The organism is Faecalibacterium sp. AM43-5AT, from assembly GCF_003603345.1.
In the GTDB taxonomy this organism is placed as follows: Bacteria; Bacillota; Clostridia; order Oscillospirales; family Ruminococcaceae; genus Faecalibacterium; species Faecalibacterium taiwanense.
The window spans coordinates 690924-704821 of sequence record NZ_QVGZ01000001.1 but is presented as its reverse complement, the minus strand read 5'-3'; the positions used below and the strand labels follow the sequence as shown (position 1 = coordinate 704821).

At 60.5% G+C, this 13898-nt stretch carries 12 protein-coding genes; 5 read left to right on the top strand and 7 right to left on the bottom strand.

Features of this window, described 5'->3' with window-relative positions:
• Positions 1-16: 16 nt before the first annotated feature.
• Positions 17-1240, bottom strand: a complete 1224-nt coding sequence (locus DW937_RS03655) for a 6-phosphofructokinase (protein ID WP_005939849.1) — start codon at positions 1238-1240, stop codon at positions 17-19.
• Positions 1241-1585: 345 nt separating this feature from the next.
• On the opposite strand from DW937_RS03655, the gene DW937_RS03650 reads away from it, so the two are divergent.
• Positions 1586-2593 (top strand): GDSL-type esterase/lipase family protein, encoded by a 1008-nt coding sequence (locus DW937_RS03650; protein WP_120120155.1) that lies wholly within the window; start codon positions 1586-1588, stop codon positions 2591-2593.
• Positions 2594-2653: 60 nt separating this feature from the next.
• Here the strand turns inward: DW937_RS03650 and DW937_RS03645 are convergent, their stop codons facing one another.
• On the bottom strand, positions 2654-3121 hold the full coding sequence (locus DW937_RS03645) for a methylated-DNA--[protein]-cysteine S-methyltransferase (RefSeq protein WP_097778210.1): 468 nt from the start codon (positions 3119-3121) through the stop codon (positions 2654-2656).
• A gap of 87 nt (positions 3122-3208) precedes the next feature.
• On the opposite strand from DW937_RS03645, the gene DW937_RS03640 reads away from it, so the two are divergent.
• The 3 genes from DW937_RS03640 (at position 3209) to DW937_RS03630 (ending at position 5644) form a co-directional block, all read left to right on the top strand.
• Entirely contained in the window at positions 3209-3934 is a 726-nt protein-coding gene (locus DW937_RS03640) for an NAD-dependent protein deacylase (RefSeq protein ID WP_097778209.1), read from the top strand.
• Between the two features lie 87 nt (positions 3935-4021).
• Positions 4022-4660 (top strand): hypothetical protein, encoded by a 639-nt coding sequence (locus tag DW937_RS03635; protein ID WP_120120154.1) that lies wholly within the window; start codon positions 4022-4024, stop codon positions 4658-4660.
• Between the two features lie 21 nt (positions 4661-4681).
• Positions 4682-5644 carry a D-2-hydroxyacid dehydrogenase gene (locus DW937_RS03630; protein WP_120120153.1) on the top strand — a complete coding sequence of 321 codons (963 nt, stop codon included), beginning with the start codon at positions 4682-4684 and terminating at the stop codon, positions 5642-5644.
• 35 nt (positions 5645-5679) lie between these two features.
• Here DW937_RS03630 and DW937_RS03625 read toward each other — a convergent pair whose 3' ends face one another.
• The 3 genes from DW937_RS03625 to DW937_RS03615 form a co-directional block, all read right to left on the bottom strand.
• Positions 5680-6843: an aminotransferase class I/II-fold pyridoxal phosphate-dependent enzyme gene (locus DW937_RS03625; protein WP_044953423.1), complete on the bottom strand. Its 1164-nt coding sequence runs from the start codon at positions 6841-6843 to the stop codon at positions 5680-5682.
• Between the two features lie 292 nt (positions 6844-7135).
• Positions 7136-7828 (bottom strand): peptidoglycan-binding domain-containing protein, encoded by a 693-nt coding sequence (locus DW937_RS03620; protein ID WP_118528088.1) that lies wholly within the window; start codon positions 7826-7828, stop codon positions 7136-7138.
• Between the two features lie 3 nt (positions 7829-7831).
• Positions 7832-10435, bottom strand: a complete 2604-nt coding sequence (locus DW937_RS03615) for a peptidoglycan-binding protein (RefSeq protein WP_120120152.1) — start codon at positions 10433-10435, stop codon at positions 7832-7834.
• A 317-nt stretch (positions 10436-10752) separates the two neighbouring features.
• Here DW937_RS03615 and DW937_RS03610 point away from each other — a divergent pair, with 317 nt between their 5' ends.
• On the top strand, positions 10753-11634 hold the full coding sequence (locus DW937_RS03610; protein WP_120120151.1) for an aldose 1-epimerase family protein: 882 nt from the start codon (positions 10753-10755) through the stop codon (positions 11632-11634).
• 186 nt (positions 11635-11820) lie between these two features.
• Here the strand turns inward: DW937_RS03610 and proS are convergent, their stop codons facing one another.
• Complete coding sequence (gene proS / locus DW937_RS03605) at positions 11821-13260, bottom strand: proline--tRNA ligase (protein ID WP_005939895.1); 1440 nt, start codon at positions 13258-13260, stop codon at positions 11821-11823.
• 122 nt (positions 13261-13382) lie between these two features.
• Positions 13383-13619 carry an acyl carrier protein gene (acpP, locus tag DW937_RS03600; RefSeq protein ID WP_044953468.1) on the bottom strand — a complete coding sequence of 79 codons (237 nt, stop codon included), beginning with the start codon at positions 13617-13619 and terminating at the stop codon, positions 13383-13385.
• Positions 13620-13898: the final 279 nt, after the last annotated feature.

Below are 13898 nucleotides of genomic sequence, written 5' to 3'. Positions count from 1 at the left end.
GACGCGGGAAAAGGGATTACAGGCGGATGTGGCGCGGGGTGCCGTTGACATAGACGGGCGTTACCTCGTCCAGGATCAGCGGGCGGGCGTACTCCTCAAAGGCAGCAGTCACCTGCATCCCGTCGGGGCTGATCCAGTCCAGCGGCACCTTCTTTTCAAGGTTTGCCACCTGCTGCACATCCACCGACTCGGTGATGCACTGGTAGGGATAAGCGGAAATGCGCTTGAGCGCGATCATGCGGCCGGTCTCGCCCGCAAAGGCGGCGGCTGCTGCGGCACCGCCCACAGCGTAGGCTTCGTTCACATCCGTGCGGCTGGCCAGATGGCTGGCGCAGCGCTGCAGGGTGGAAAACTCGATGGCACGGCTCTTGCAGTTCAGCTTGTCGTGGATGAGGTCGGAGAGATAACGGCTGGTGCCGCTGAGCACGGCCTTGTGGCCAAAGGCATCCAGCTGGCCTGCGGTGGACACCAGATCGCACAGATAGGTGCCGTCGGCGGTCTTTACGCCCTCGCTGGCCGCAATGATCACATTGGACTTGCGGCGCTGCAGCTCGTCCACCTTGGCAAGGAACTTGTCCTGATCGAAGGGCACCTCCGGCAGCAGGATCAGATCCGGGCCTTCGCAGTCGTCGCCGCCCGCAAGGCAGGCCGCACCGGCAAGCCAGCCCGCATGTCGGCCCATGATCTCGGCCACGGTCACGCTGCGGATGTCATACACGGAGGAATCCCGGATGACTTCCTTTAAAATAGTGGCAATGTACTTGGCGGCAGAGCCGTAGCCGGGGGTGTGGTCGGTCAGGCACAGGTCGTTGTCGATGGTTTTGGGCACACCGATGAACCGCACGCTGCTGCCCACGCGCTCACCGTAGCGGGAAAGCTTTGCGATGGTGTCCATGGAGTCGTTACCGCCAATGTAGAACACCGCGCAGATGTCGTACTTGTCAAACAGGGTGAACAGTTTGATGAAGGGTGTGGAGTCCACATCCGGGTCCGGCAGCTTGTAACGGCAGCTGCCAAGGTAGCTGGAAGGCGTGCGCTTGAGCAGTTCAATGCTCATGCGGTCGTCCAGCAGGACGTTCAGCTCCAGCATTTCTTCCTTGAGCAGACCTTCGATGCCGTATTTCATGCCGTACACCTTGTCTGCACCCAGGCTGCAGGCGGCTTTGTACACGCCTGCCAGACTGGAGTTGATCACGGCGGTAGGGCCGCCGCTCTGACCAATGATCACATTCTTGGCCATGAGTACCTCCTTTTGCAAATTTCATTCTTATCATTTGTACATCGCTGCAGGTTCCGGCTTCCGCGCCGCCAGAGTGGGGTTTGGTCTAAAGGCCCTGCACTGCCCGCAGACCGTGCGGCAAACAAACCGGATGCTGCAAGTGATACAAAAAAGTTTGCGGCATGTGCACACCCTTTTTGTAAAATGTGCAAAATTACCACATCCTTATTGTACCTGTTTTGCCTGTTGTATGCAAGACCTAATTGGTTGCACAGGCAAAAAAATTATGATAAAATAAAAAACGCACAGCCCCGGGCGGGTAACACCCCCTTCTGTGCGGGAAAAATGGAGAAAGCTGGAAAAACCATGGGCATTTCACACGAGTATCATTCTGCGCCGCGCCGGGCACGGCGCGGTACAGTCAGCGGCAAGCTGCGCTTTCTGGGCGCAGTAGTCGCCATTTTGCTGGTATCCTACGCCATCACGGCCATTCTGGAAAAGGGCGCAGAGGGCGCGGACGATACCCCGTTTACCAACGCCAGCGGCATTGCCGAGAACATTCTGGCACCGCTGCCCATGCAGGGCGAAGCGGACAGCAGCAGTGCTGCACAGGATGGCAGCACCGGTGGGCAGGCCGTCACACTGGAGAACTTTGGCCCTGCAAAGCAGAGCGCTGGGGCCTACACCGTCAAAGCCTATGATGCCAGCGTCATCCGCCAGCCCAGCTGCGGGCAGGTGGACCTGAGCTACTTTGCGGACGCAGCCTTTCTGGGCGACAGTCTGACGGTGGGCTTCTCGGATTACCAGATCAATCTGGGCGGGGCACTCATCTGCGGCTATACCGGCGTTGGCCCGGATGCCATTGTGAACCGCAGCGCAGTCAAAAGCCCCATCCGCGGGCAGGAGGTAGCGCTGGATGTGCTGGCCGCTGCCCGGCCCAAGAAACTGTATATCCTGCTGGGCACTAACACCCTCACCACGCTGGGCGCTTCGGATCGCTTCCTTGCCTACTATAGCCAGATGCTGGATATGCTGCGCGAGGCTTTGGGCGAGGACTGCGTGATCTACGTGCAGTCTATCCCGCCGGTGCGACCCTCGGCAGCTGCCGAAAAGCCCGGCCTTGCATCGGATGTGCTGCGCGGTGTGAACGAGCAGCTGGCTCAGCTGGCCGCCAGCAAGGGATGCGTTTACCTTGACCTGTGGGAGACCCTTGCCGACGGCGAGGGCAACCTGAAGGAGATGCTTGCAGCGCCGGATGGCGTGCATCTCTCTGCCGGCAACGGCTACGGCGCATGGGTCACCTACCTGCGCAACCACGCCAAGTACAGCGCGGATAATTCCTGGACGATGGGCAGCATTTACAGTGCACAGTAACTTATGGTAAAAGGGAAAGGCTCTGCAAAATTTCTGCAGAGCCTTTCCCTTTGCTTATTCCTATTTTTCCAATTCCAGAAGATACTGCTTCATCTCCACGCCATAGGCGTAGCCGGTGAGCTTGCCGGTGCTGCCCACCACCCGGTGGCAGGGCTGAAGGATGGCGATGGGGTTGCAGTGGCAGGCACCGCCCACAGCACGGCTGGCCTTGGGCTTGCCAACAGCGGCGGCCAGCTGGCCGTAGGTGCGGGTCTCACCGTAGGGGATCTTGTTCATCTCGGCCCAGACGGCTTTCTGGAAAGCTGTGCCCTTTGGAGCGAGGGGCAGATCGAACTCCCTGCGCGCCCCGGCAAAATATTCGTTCAGCTGCTCCTCGGCTTCCTGTAAAAGCGGTGTTTCGCACACCTTGCGGGGCAGCGGTTCCAGTTCCGGCACCCCGTCCGGGCAGAGGGTCAGCCCGCAGATGGCATCGTTTTCCTCTTCCAGCCGGAAGGTTCCCAGAATGCTGTTCACATACCAGACGTTCAAAAGTTGCGCTTCCTTTCCTGTGAGTTTGTGTTATACTGAAGCTATCTTAACACAAATGTACATCCGGCGAAAGGGGCGTTTTTTGTTATGGTACAGGCATTGGAAGAGATCATTGCCAAAAGCAGCAGCATCGTGTTCTTTGGCGGGGCGGGCGTTTCCACCGAGAGCGGCATCCCGGACTTCCGCAGTGTGGACGGACTTTATCATCAGAAGTACGCCTACCCGCCGGAAACGATCCTGAGCCATACCTTCTGGGAGGAGAACCCGGAGGAGTTTTACCGTTTTTACCGCGATAAGCTCATCGTGAAGGGGGCAAAGCCCAACGCGGCTCACCTGCGGCTGGCAAAGCTGGAACGGGAGGGCAGGCTGAAAGCGGTCGTCACCCAGAACATCGACGGCCTGCATCAGGCGGCGGGCAGCCGCACGGTGTACGAGCTGCACGGCAGCACCCTGCGCAACTACTGCACCCGCTGCGGTAAGTTCTACGATGTGGATTTCATTGCCAACAGCACCGGTGTGCCCCGCTGCACCGAGTGCGGCGGCATCGTCAAGCCGGATGTGGTGCTATATGAAGAAGGGCTGGACGAGGAGGTGCTGTCCGGCGCGGTGAACGCCATCCGCCGTGCGGATACCCTGATCATCGGCGGCACAAGCCTTGTGGTGTACCCGGCGGCAGGACTGATCCGGTACTTCCGGGGCGATCATCTGGTGGTCATCAATATGCAGCCCACCGGGGCAGATGCGGAAGCCGACCTGTGCATTGCAAAGCCCATTGGTCAGGTGCTGAGCGAGGATGTAACGCTGGATCTGTAAAACAAAAAGAGCAGCCCTGTTTCGCGCCGATTCTCGCCCCCGGTCCGGTATGCTGGGTGCATACTGAAAAAGAATGGGGGAAACCAAATGATCCAGGTTTGTGAGCCGCCGCGCACGCGGCAGGTAAGGCGGCTTTCGGCGGAGGAATTCTGCCGGCTGGCGCAGAGCGAAGTGAGCAGTGTGTACCGTCCGCGCAGCGAGGTGCTGCGGATGCTGACGGTAGGCGAGGTGTGGGGCATGTACAGTACACGCGGTGTGCCGGGAGCCGGGTGCATCCTGCTGCCCATGGATGCCGATGTGGCAGCGGCGGCTGCGCTGCGCCGCTTTCTGGGCTGGAACCGCACGTCAGGCGGATATTTTTTGACCCCGGCAGCCGGGCCGGACGGCCATGCCGCCGAGACCCTTGCACCGCTGCTGGCTGCGGCTGCTGCCCGGCAGGAGTTTCTTGCCCGGCAGCGGGCACGGTGGGCCGTGGTGGAATGTGCGGCAGAAGAGCTGATCCCGCTGTATCTGCGTCAGGGGTTTGCTTTGCGGGCTATCCGCCCGCTGGACAGTTTGGCACCGTGTTTTCTGCTGCAGGCCGGGTGCCTTGCGCAGAATGTGCCGCCGGTATGGCTCCCGCTGGCCGACCGGGTGCACATTGCCATCCTGCTGGCTCGGGGCTATGCCGCGCTGGAAAGCCGCGAAAGCCCGCAGGGCACGGTGCTGGCACTGTATCCCGTATGATGTGAAAGTGAGAAAGTTGAAATGAAAGCAGTTGTTCTGGAAGATTATGCCATACAGCAGGGAGATCTGAACTGGTCGGGTGTGAAGGCGCTTGTGCCGGACATCACCCGCTATGGGCGCACCGCGCAGGAAGAGGTGGTGCCGCGCATCGGGGATGCGGAGATCGTGTTCCTGAATAAGTGCCGCATCGACGAAGCCGTTCTGGCCCAGTGCCCGAAGCTCAGGTGGGTGGGCATCATTGCCACCGGAACGGATAACCTTGATCTGAAGGCCTGCCGCCGCCATGGCGTGCCGGTAGCCAACGTGCCTGGCTATTCTACTTACAGTGTGGCACAGATGACCTTCAGCCTGCTGCTGGCCATCTGCCAGTGCGCCGACCGTTACCATCGCCTTGTGCAGGACGGCCATTGGCGCACCGAGGAGCCTGCGGCCTACGGTCTGCTGCCGCAGGTGGAACTGCTGGGCAAGACCTTTGGCATCTATGGCTACGGCAGCATTGGCCGGCAGACCGCCCGCATTGCCAAGGCCTTTGGCATGGAGGTGTTGGTGTGCACCCGCACCGTTCGGCCGGAGTACGAAGCCGACGGTGTGGAGTTCGTGGATCTTGACACCCTGCTTGCCCGCAGCGATGTGCTCAGCCTGCACTGCCCGGCAACACCTGCAACACAGGGGCTGATCAACGCGGCCACCCTTGCAAAGGCAAAGCCCGGCATGATCTTGCTGAATACTGCGCGCGGTGCACTGGTGGACGAGCAGGCCGTGGCCGATGCGCTGAAAAACGGGAAGCTTGGCTTTTACGGTGCCGATGCCTTTGGCACTGAACCGCTGCCGCAGGCAAGCCCTTTGCGCGGCCTGCCGAATGCCCTGCTGACACCGCACATCGCGTGGGCCACCAACGAAGCCCTGCAGCGGCTGATGGATATTACTGCCAACAACCTGCGCACATGGCTGGATGGCGCGGGAGAGAATATTGTGAACGCATAAAAAAACGGGAACGCCGCATGGACGTTCCCGTTTTTTTAGTTCAGGATACCGCTTGCCTTGATGGACTGCACCGCCTCGGCAATGCGCTCCGGCGGCAGGGTGAGGGCAAAGCGCACGTAGCCTTCGCCCAGCGGGCCAAAGCTGGAACCCGGCGTGCACAGCACACCGCTCTTTTCCACAAGGTCAAGACAGAAGTCCATGCTCTTTGCGTACTTTGCCGGGATGGGTGCCCACACGAACATGCTGCCGTGACTGTCCGGCACATTCCAGCCAATGGAACGCAGGCCGCCGCACAGAGCGTCGCGGCGCTGCTGGTACAGGCCGCACTGCGTTTTTACCATGTCCAGCGGGCCGGTCAGGGCGGCGATGGCCGCTTTCTGCACCGGCAGGAACATGCCAAAATCGATCTGGCCGCGCAGTTTCTTGAAGGCAGCTACCACGTCCCTCCGGCCCACAAGAAAGCTGATGCGGGCACCGGTGACATTGAAGCTTTTGGAAAGGCTGAAGAACTCCACGCCCACATCCATGGCACCCGGCGTATTGAAGAAGCTGTTGCCCACGGCCCCGTCAAAGATAATGTCGCTGTAGGCGTTGTCGTGGATGATGAGAATGTCATACTTTTTGGCAAAGGCCACCAGCTCGGCGTACAGCTCCGGGGAGCCGACGCTGCCCACCGGGTTTGCGGGCAGGGAGACGATCATATACTTTGCCTTGCGGGCCACATCCTCCGGGATGTCCTTCACATAAGGCAGGAAGCCGTGCTCCTTGGTCAGCGGGTAATACCACGGCTTTGCGCCGCCCAGCAGACTGCCCGCAATGAACACCGGGTAGCAGGGAGTGGGCAGCAGCACGGTGTCGCCCTCGTCGCACAGCACCATACCAATGTGGCCCACGCCCTCCTGACTGCCCGCACAGCTGGCCACCTGATCCGGGGTGATCTCCACATGAAAGCGGCGTTTGTAGTAGCCGCACACGGCATCCAGCAGCTCAGGCAGATCGCGCAGGCTGTACTTCCAGTTCTGCGGGTCGGCAGCGGCATCCATCATGGCCTTGCGGATGTGCTCGGCGGGCGCAAAGTCCGGCGTGCCGACGCTCAGATTATAAATGGTGCGGCCCTGTGCTTCCAGAGCTACCTTGCGTTCGTTCAGTGCGGCGAAGATCTCGTCGCCGAACAAGTCCAGTCGTTTGGAAAATTCCATGATACAATACCCCTCAAATCCTCTTGTTTTCAACATGAACCATTTTAATAATAGAGCCATTTTAGCACGTTTTTCCAAACCGCGCAACGAAAAGGGCAGATGCGGGAGAAAGTTTCAACTTTCGGTGATGGGAAGCGAAGGATGTTTCACGGGGGAACTCTTTCAGTCAAATCCTTTGGGTTTGCCAGCTCCCTCAATGAGGGAGCCTCTGGCGAAGAGGAAAAGCTTGCGGTTTTGCCAAAGGCCCCATCTCCGAGGGGGTTGGCACCGAAGGTGACTGGGGGAGTTTCTGCTAATCGATCGTCGTTTTTGTCCGTCCCACGCCGATGACGGCGGTGCTGATCTTTTTCCAGCTGTTGCAGCCGCACACACCGTCCACACGCAGGCTCGTGCGCCGCTGGAAGCCTTTCAGCGCTTCCTCCGTCCGGGCACCAAAGATGCCGTCGATGCGGCTCCCGGTCTGGTAGCCCAGCGTGGAAAGCGCGTCCTGCAGGATCATCACATAGCAGCCGCGGCTTCCCCGCCTCAGGGTAGGATACCCGGCGGTGGTGCCGCTGCAGGCGGGCGTGCCGTAGCGGCGGTCCATGTGCACCCATGTGGGGGTCTGGCTCAGCGGCTCCACATAGCCCCATGCCCCGGTGCCCCGGGCTGCGTTGTAGATGGCCGTGCGGGCGGTCTGGGTCAGGCTCTGGCCCACGTCGAAGGATACGCCCGCGTAGTGCTGGCTGCGGGTGCCGTGCCCGCCCTCCCAGATGCGGCGGAAGGCATACCCCACCGGGATACCCTTGCCGTACTTGCGGCGGGTCAGGTTCCATGCTTCCATGGCTGCAATGGTGGTCCACAGGGTGGGGCTGGCAGATTTACCCCGGAATTCCCGCACCCGCAGGGTGGTGCCGGTGCTGTAGGGCATGGGGTCGTTCTCATTCAGGTTTGCATAGGTGTATACCTTATTCTCGTAGGCATCATAGATCAGAAGTCGTGCCATCGCTCATTCCTCCTTGCTGCAGTGTGGGCAGCTCTGGGCCTGCAGCGCGGCCCATGTTCTGCGGTCCACGGTGCCGGTCACCAGCAGCCCGGCCCGCTGCTGTGCCAGCCGGACAGCGGCAGTCTCTTCCGGGCCGAAGCAGCGGTTCTCGGTCACATAGCCCTCGGTGCAGTACAGGCAGGAACGCCCGTTCAGCCATGTCTCCACCTGCGCCACGTCTGGCCCCACGCTGCCCGCGCCGATGGCCCGGCCCGGGTAGACCGGGCCATGCCCGATGCTGCGGTCGGGGTTGGGCATTTCGGCGGCGAGCTGCAGGCTCAGCGCTTCCACAGCTGTCCATGTGTCGGCATCCGCAATGCCGGTCTCGGGCAGGCCCAGCAGCTCCTGTGCGCTGCGGGTGGCGGCGGCAGTCTCGTCGGTGTACTGGTCGGAGAGGGGCGGGTTCTCCACACTGGTAAAGTAGTAGGCAATGCGCTGCAAAAGCAGGCTGTAGTAGAGCACTGCACTGCCGGAAGACCCCACTGTGAGCGGGGTACCGGGGTAGGGCAGGCGCTTCAGGGTGACCACCGGCCCGGATTCCCGCAGAGTGGACGCCTTGTCGTACAGGCTGTTCCATGTGGTACGTCCCACGATGCCATCTACAGTCAGCCCTGCAAAGCGCTGGTAGGCCCGCACGGCAGCTTCGGTGGAAGCACCGAACTGTCCGTCGATGCCAATGGCCGGGATGCTGCTCTCGTAGGCGCTCATGAGGTAGAGGTAGAACTGCAGCTCCCGCACCGCTGTGCCGGAAGAGCCTTTGCGCAGCACGCCCGGGTACTCGCCGGGGCGCAGGCTGGACGACAGCAGCTTGTTGGCGATGTCGTTGTACACCTCGTATAGCTTGTTCCATGTCGTGCGGCCCACTACACCGTCGCTGGTCAGGCCAAAGTAGGTCTGGAACCGCTTGACTGCCGCTGTGGTGGCACTGCCGAACTTGCCGTCCACCGTGATGTTGTTCAGGTTCGAGTACACCGTGCGCGCGATCTTGAGCCAGAACTGCACCAGCCGCACATTCTGTCCGCTTGCACCCTCCCGCAGGGCGGTGCCGGGGTAGGCATTGGGGGTGCCGTTGTCGGACTGGATGCTGCGGAACTGGTCGTACAGCCCGGTCCATGTGTCACGGCCCACCACGCCGTCCACGGTCAGGCCGTATTTGCGCTGGAAGGCCCGCACCGCTGCGGCTGTGCCGCTGCCGAATACGCCGTCCACCGTGACCGATGGGATGGAGGAAGTGTACTGCGCCAGCGTATTCAGCCAGAACTGCAGCTGTTCCACAGCACTGCCGGTAGAGCCGGTGCGCAGCACGGTGCCGCCCCATGTGCCGTCCGAGAGAGTGCCGCTGGATACCTCGCCCTCGCTGGTCAGCTCCGCAAGATCCTTGACCGACACATAGATATAGCTGATCTTGTACCATGTCTGCCGTCCAACTGCACCGTCGGCGGTCAGGTTGAACTGCTTCTGGAACGCCCTGACCGTGGCGGCCATCTTGGCCCCGAACACGCCGTCCACAGTCAGCAGGCCGAGGAAGGGATAGTCCTTGGTGATGCGGTTCAGCTGGCGCTGCAGGGTGAACACCGCTGTGCCGCTGTCGCCCTGCCGGATGGGCGAACCGGGGTAGCTCTGGGGGATGGACTGGATGTTCGAGGTGCGGATGATCTCGATGTCGTTGCCGTAGTAATACTTCAGGATCTGCAAGGCGTTACGGCCCTGATTGGCCAGCGTCACGGTGCCCCACTGCTTGAGACCCGGGCAGGTGACCGATTTACCGTCGCAGTATTCAGAGTAGTAGGGGTTTACGGTGCCGGTCTTGCGGATATAGGTGTTGAAGATGTCGTCGGTGATGCGCACCATCACATCGAACACCGTGCGTCCGTGAACGTAATACTGGTCGTAGCTGGTGGAGTTGGTAATGTTGAAGGTGTAGCCTTTGCTGGGGTACCACTCGGTGTAGATGCGGTTGAGTGCCAGCGAGATCTGGCAGTGGATGTTGGCCCGCAGGGCCTGCTCCGGCCAGGTAGGGTAGACTTCGCTGGATGCAACATTGGCGATATAGTCCCGGAAGGAGACAGTCACATTGCGGGCGGATGCCGCAGGCCTGCCCAGATGCACCGTGATGTTTTTGGGAATGATAACTCTGTCCAGCACCCGGGGCACGCAGTTTTGCACCGGCTCCGGGCCGCTGCCGCCGTCTCCGGTGAAAAGCGAATGCTCCGGGATGACCACCGGCACATTCGGGATATCGCGGCCTTCCTCGGTATCGGGGATCATCTCCGGCTGGGCAAGGGTGACCTGCCCGGCAAAGATCTGCACGCCCTGAATGCGCACGGTGCGGTAGCCTGCTTTTGCGGCAGTCAGATCCACAACGGCATAGGGCCGGATGGTGTTGTCCTCCTGCAGGGACAGCGCACAGGAGGGGGCTTCAATGGAGAGGTCGGCAGCGGTGCCGGTCTCGTCGGTGATACGCTGAGCGGTAAAGCCGTTGCCGGACACGGTGACGAGAACACCCTCGATGGGCGAGGACTGACGGGCACCGAAAGCCTGAATGCGTAGAATGCCGGTGTTTTTCATAGGCGGATGCTCCTTTGCTGTAAAAGTGGTATCGCTTCTCTCACAGCGTATTCCGCTGCGCCGCCGCGCGTGAATGGGGCTTTTCTTTTGCAGCAGAGGAGTGTATACTGGAAGCAGTTAGGCGGGTGCGCCCACTCCGGCAGGATGACGCGAAGCCATGGTCTAAAGTGCAGGCTGCAATTAGAATCGACGATGCACCACTACGGGAAGTGCGAGGGCTTCTCACGCTGGATGGACTGGCGAGCGGAAGCAGGACGGAGTGGGCGCACCTGCCGTTCGGGCAGTCTATGATAAGAAGCATAAAGGAGAATACAGCAATGCAGGCAACCATTCACAACGAATTTTTGACCTTGACTGTGGATACCCACGGTGCCGAAGCAGTCAGCCTGAAAAATGCGGCGGGGGAAGAACTGCTCTGGCAGGCCGACCCGGCTGTGTGGAAGCGCCACGCACCCATTCTGTTCCCGTGGACGGGCAAGCTGCCCGGCGGTACCTTTGAGGTGGACGGCAAAACGTACAAGGGTGGTCAGCACGGCTTTGCCCGCGATGTGGAGCACACCCTGCTCAAGGCCGAGGGCGACACCATCCAGTTGGAGCTGCGCTCGGATGATGCCATCAAAGCCGAACGCTTCCCCTTCGACTTTGTGCTCACCAGCATCTTCCGTCTGGACGGCAAGACCGTGCACCATACGCTGACGGTGCGCAACCCCGGCACCGAAGAGCTGCGCTTTGGCATCGGCTATCACCCGGCGTTCAACATCCCCTTTGATGGACAGCACACCACCACGGATTACGAGTTCCGGTTCGACCAGCCGGAAAGCCCGGTCATTCTGGATGCCAGTCCGAACGGCCTGCTGTCTGGCAAGTGCTATTACCAGTGGAAGAACCAGCAGGCCATCCAGCTGACGGATGATCTGTTCGCAAACGACAGCTTCTGCATGGCGGGCCTGCGCACCAAGACCATTGGCATCTATGAGAAGGGCACCGGCCGCAAGATCACCTGCAATGTGGAAGGCTACCCCTACGCGCTCATCTGGTCGGCCCCTGCAAAGCCGGTGCGGTTTGTGTGCATTGAGCCGTGGCACAGTCTGCCCGCCGCCGAGACTGACCCGCAGCAGTGGAGCCAGCGTGCCGCTGCCGCCTGCCTTGCCCCGGGTGAAAGCTGGGAGACCACCCTGAGCACCACATTTGACCGGTAAAACTCCCTCAGTCTCGTTTCGCTCGCCAGCTCCCTCAGAGAGGGAGCCTGTCTGCGCGGTCAAGCCTTCCTCGTTGAGGAAGATGGCATCGCGCCGGCGATGACGGAAGGAGTTCTGCAAACAAGAAAAAGCTCCCGGAACATCGAAATGCTCCGGGAGCTTTTATGCTGTTATCAAAAGGAAAGCTTAGTACGCCACGCCCCAGTAGACCATGGTCTTGGCGGGCTTGCCGCAGCAGGGGCATACATCGCTCAGGTGTTCCTGCTCAAACGGCATGCAGCGGCTGGACAGGCCGACTTCTTCCTTCATCTTCATCTCGCAGGCAAGGTCGCCGCACCACATGGTCTTGATGTAGCCGGTGTTTGCCTTGGCCAGCTCCTTCACCTCGTCCATGGTGGTGGCAGCCCAGGTGCGCTTCTCGCGGTTGGCAAGAGCACGCTCGTACAGGTCCTTGCGCAGGGCCTCCAGCTGTGCGGGAATCGCAGTCTCCAGCTCGTCCAGAGAGACGAAGACTTTTTCGCGGGTATCGCGGCGCACCAGCACGCACTGGTTCTTTTCCAGATCCTTGGGGCCGATCTCCAGACGCAGGGGCACGCCCTTCATCTCCCACTGAGAGAACTTCCAGCCCGGTGCGTTGTCGCTGTCATCCAGCTTCACGCGGGCATACTTGCTGATCTTCTCGGCCAGCTCAGCAGCCTTCTCGGAAACGCCGGGCTTGTGGGCTGCGATGGGCACTACGACCACCTGAATGGGGGCCACTGCCGGGGGCAGGATCAGGCCGTCGTCGTCGCCGTGGGTCATGATGATAGCGCCCACCAGACGGGTGGAAACGCCCCAGCTGGTCTGGAACGGATGATGCAGCTGGTTGTCGCGGCCGGTAAAGGTCACGTCATAAGCCTTGCTGAACTTATCGCCAAAGTAGTGGCTGGTGCCGCTCTGCAGGGCCTTGCCGTCCTTCATCATGGCCTCGATGGTATAGGTGGCCTCGGCACCGGCAAACTTTTCCTTGTCGGTCTTGCGGCCTTTCACCACGGGGATGGCCAGATCCTGCTCACAGACATCTGCGTAGCAGTTCAGCTGCTGCTGGGTCTCAGCCTCAGCCTCGGCGGCAGTCTCGTGGATGGTGTGGCCTTCCTGCCACCAGAACTCGCGGCTGCGCAGGAAGGGGCGGGTGGTCTTTTCCCAGCGGACAACGCTGCACCACTGGTTGTACTTCATGGGAAGCTCACGGTAGCTGTGCAGCACGCGGGACCAGTGGTCGCAGAACATGGTTTCACTGGTGGGACGCACGGCCAGACGCTCTTCCAGCTTGTCGGAACCGCCCATCGTGACCCACGCCACCTCCGGCGCGAAGCCATTGACCAGTTCGCCTTCCTTCTGCAGCAGGCTTTCCGGGATCAGAACGGGCATTGCCACGTTCTCATGGCCGGTGGCCTTGAAGCGGGCATCCATGTCCTTCTGGATCAGCTCCCAGATGGCCTGACCGTAGGGGCGCAGGATGATGAAACCCTTCACGCTGGAGTACTCCACCAGCTCTGCCTTCACGCAGATATCGGTGTACCACTGTGCGAAGTTCTCTTCCTGGCTGGTGATCGCCTGTACGAGCTTCTTTGAATCTTTTGCCATTTTTGTTTTTTCCTCCTAAGGCCGTGCGCCAAACGGCTTGCGTTCCGCACGAACCATATTAAAAGCCCCGTCCATGCAGTGCGGCCGGGTGCCGCACCAGAAGGCAGGGCTTTTTGACTGAATCAGTTCTGCGCGTGGCTGTCCACAAAGTTTACCACATCGCCCACGGTGCGCAGGGACTCGATGGCATCGTCCGGCACCTCAATGCCAAACTCATCCTCCAGCGTCATCACCATATCCACGATATCCAGACTGTCGGCCTCAAAATCGCTCATGATGTCACTGTCCATCGTGATCTTTGCCGGGTCAACATCCAGCTGCTCCGCCAGCAATGCACGGATTTTTTCAAAAGTATCCATTCCTGTGGTCTCCTTTTTGCAGTTGTTTTGCCTGTCCTGTACACCGGTGCCGTGCGTGCGGCTGCCGTGACGGATGCACCCGCAGATGCTGCGCGGCCCCGGACTGTACAAAACTCTCTCTTTTTTTATATCCCATGCCATGCGTATTGTCAAGCCCTGTTTTCCATTCTGACAGATTCCTTTGCGAAAAATTGCCGGAAAGGTGCATTTTCGCTTGACAGGAGCGCCCCGGTTTCTTATCATTATAGAGTAGCGAGTTTATAGGGACTGACCACAAGT

What these genes read in the sequence shown, in the direction of transcription:
- DW937_RS03655 (WP_005939849.1), bottom strand. Translation starts at nt 1,240, where the DNA reads ATGGCCAAGAATGTGATCATTGGTCAGAGCGGCGGCCCTACCGCCGTG.
- DW937_RS03650 (WP_120120155.1), top strand. Translation starts at nt 1,586, where the DNA reads ATGGGCATTTCACACGAGTATCATTCTGCGCCGCGCCGGGCACGGCGC.
- DW937_RS03640 (WP_097778209.1), top strand. Translation starts at nt 3,209, where the DNA reads ATGGTACAGGCATTGGAAGAGATCATTGCCAAAAGCAGCAGCATCGTG.
- DW937_RS03635 (WP_120120154.1), top strand. Translation starts at nt 4,022, where the DNA reads ATGATCCAGGTTTGTGAGCCGCCGCGCACGCGGCAGGTAAGGCGGCTT.
- DW937_RS03630 (WP_120120153.1), top strand. Translation starts at nt 4,682, where the DNA reads ATGAAAGCAGTTGTTCTGGAAGATTATGCCATACAGCAGGGAGATCTG.
- DW937_RS03625 (WP_044953423.1), bottom strand. Translation starts at nt 6,843, where the DNA reads ATGGAATTTTCCAAACGACTGGACTTGTTCGGCGACGAGATCTTCGCC.
- DW937_RS03620 (WP_118528088.1), bottom strand. Translation starts at nt 7,828, where the DNA reads ATGGCACGACTTCTGATCTATGATGCCTACGAGAATAAGGTATACACC.
- DW937_RS03615 (WP_120120152.1), bottom strand. Translation starts at nt 10,435, where the DNA reads ATGAAAAACACCGGCATTCTACGCATTCAGGCTTTCGGTGCCCGTCAG.
- DW937_RS03610 (WP_120120151.1), top strand. Translation starts at nt 10,753, where the DNA reads ATGCAGGCAACCATTCACAACGAATTTTTGACCTTGACTGTGGATACC.
- proS (WP_005939895.1), bottom strand. Translation starts at nt 13,260, where the DNA reads ATGGCAAAAGATTCAAAGAAGCTCGTACAGGCGATCACCAGCCAGGAA.
- acpP (WP_044953468.1), bottom strand. Translation starts at nt 13,619, where the DNA reads ATGGATACTTTTGAAAAAATCCGTGCATTGCTGGCGGAGCAGCTGGAT.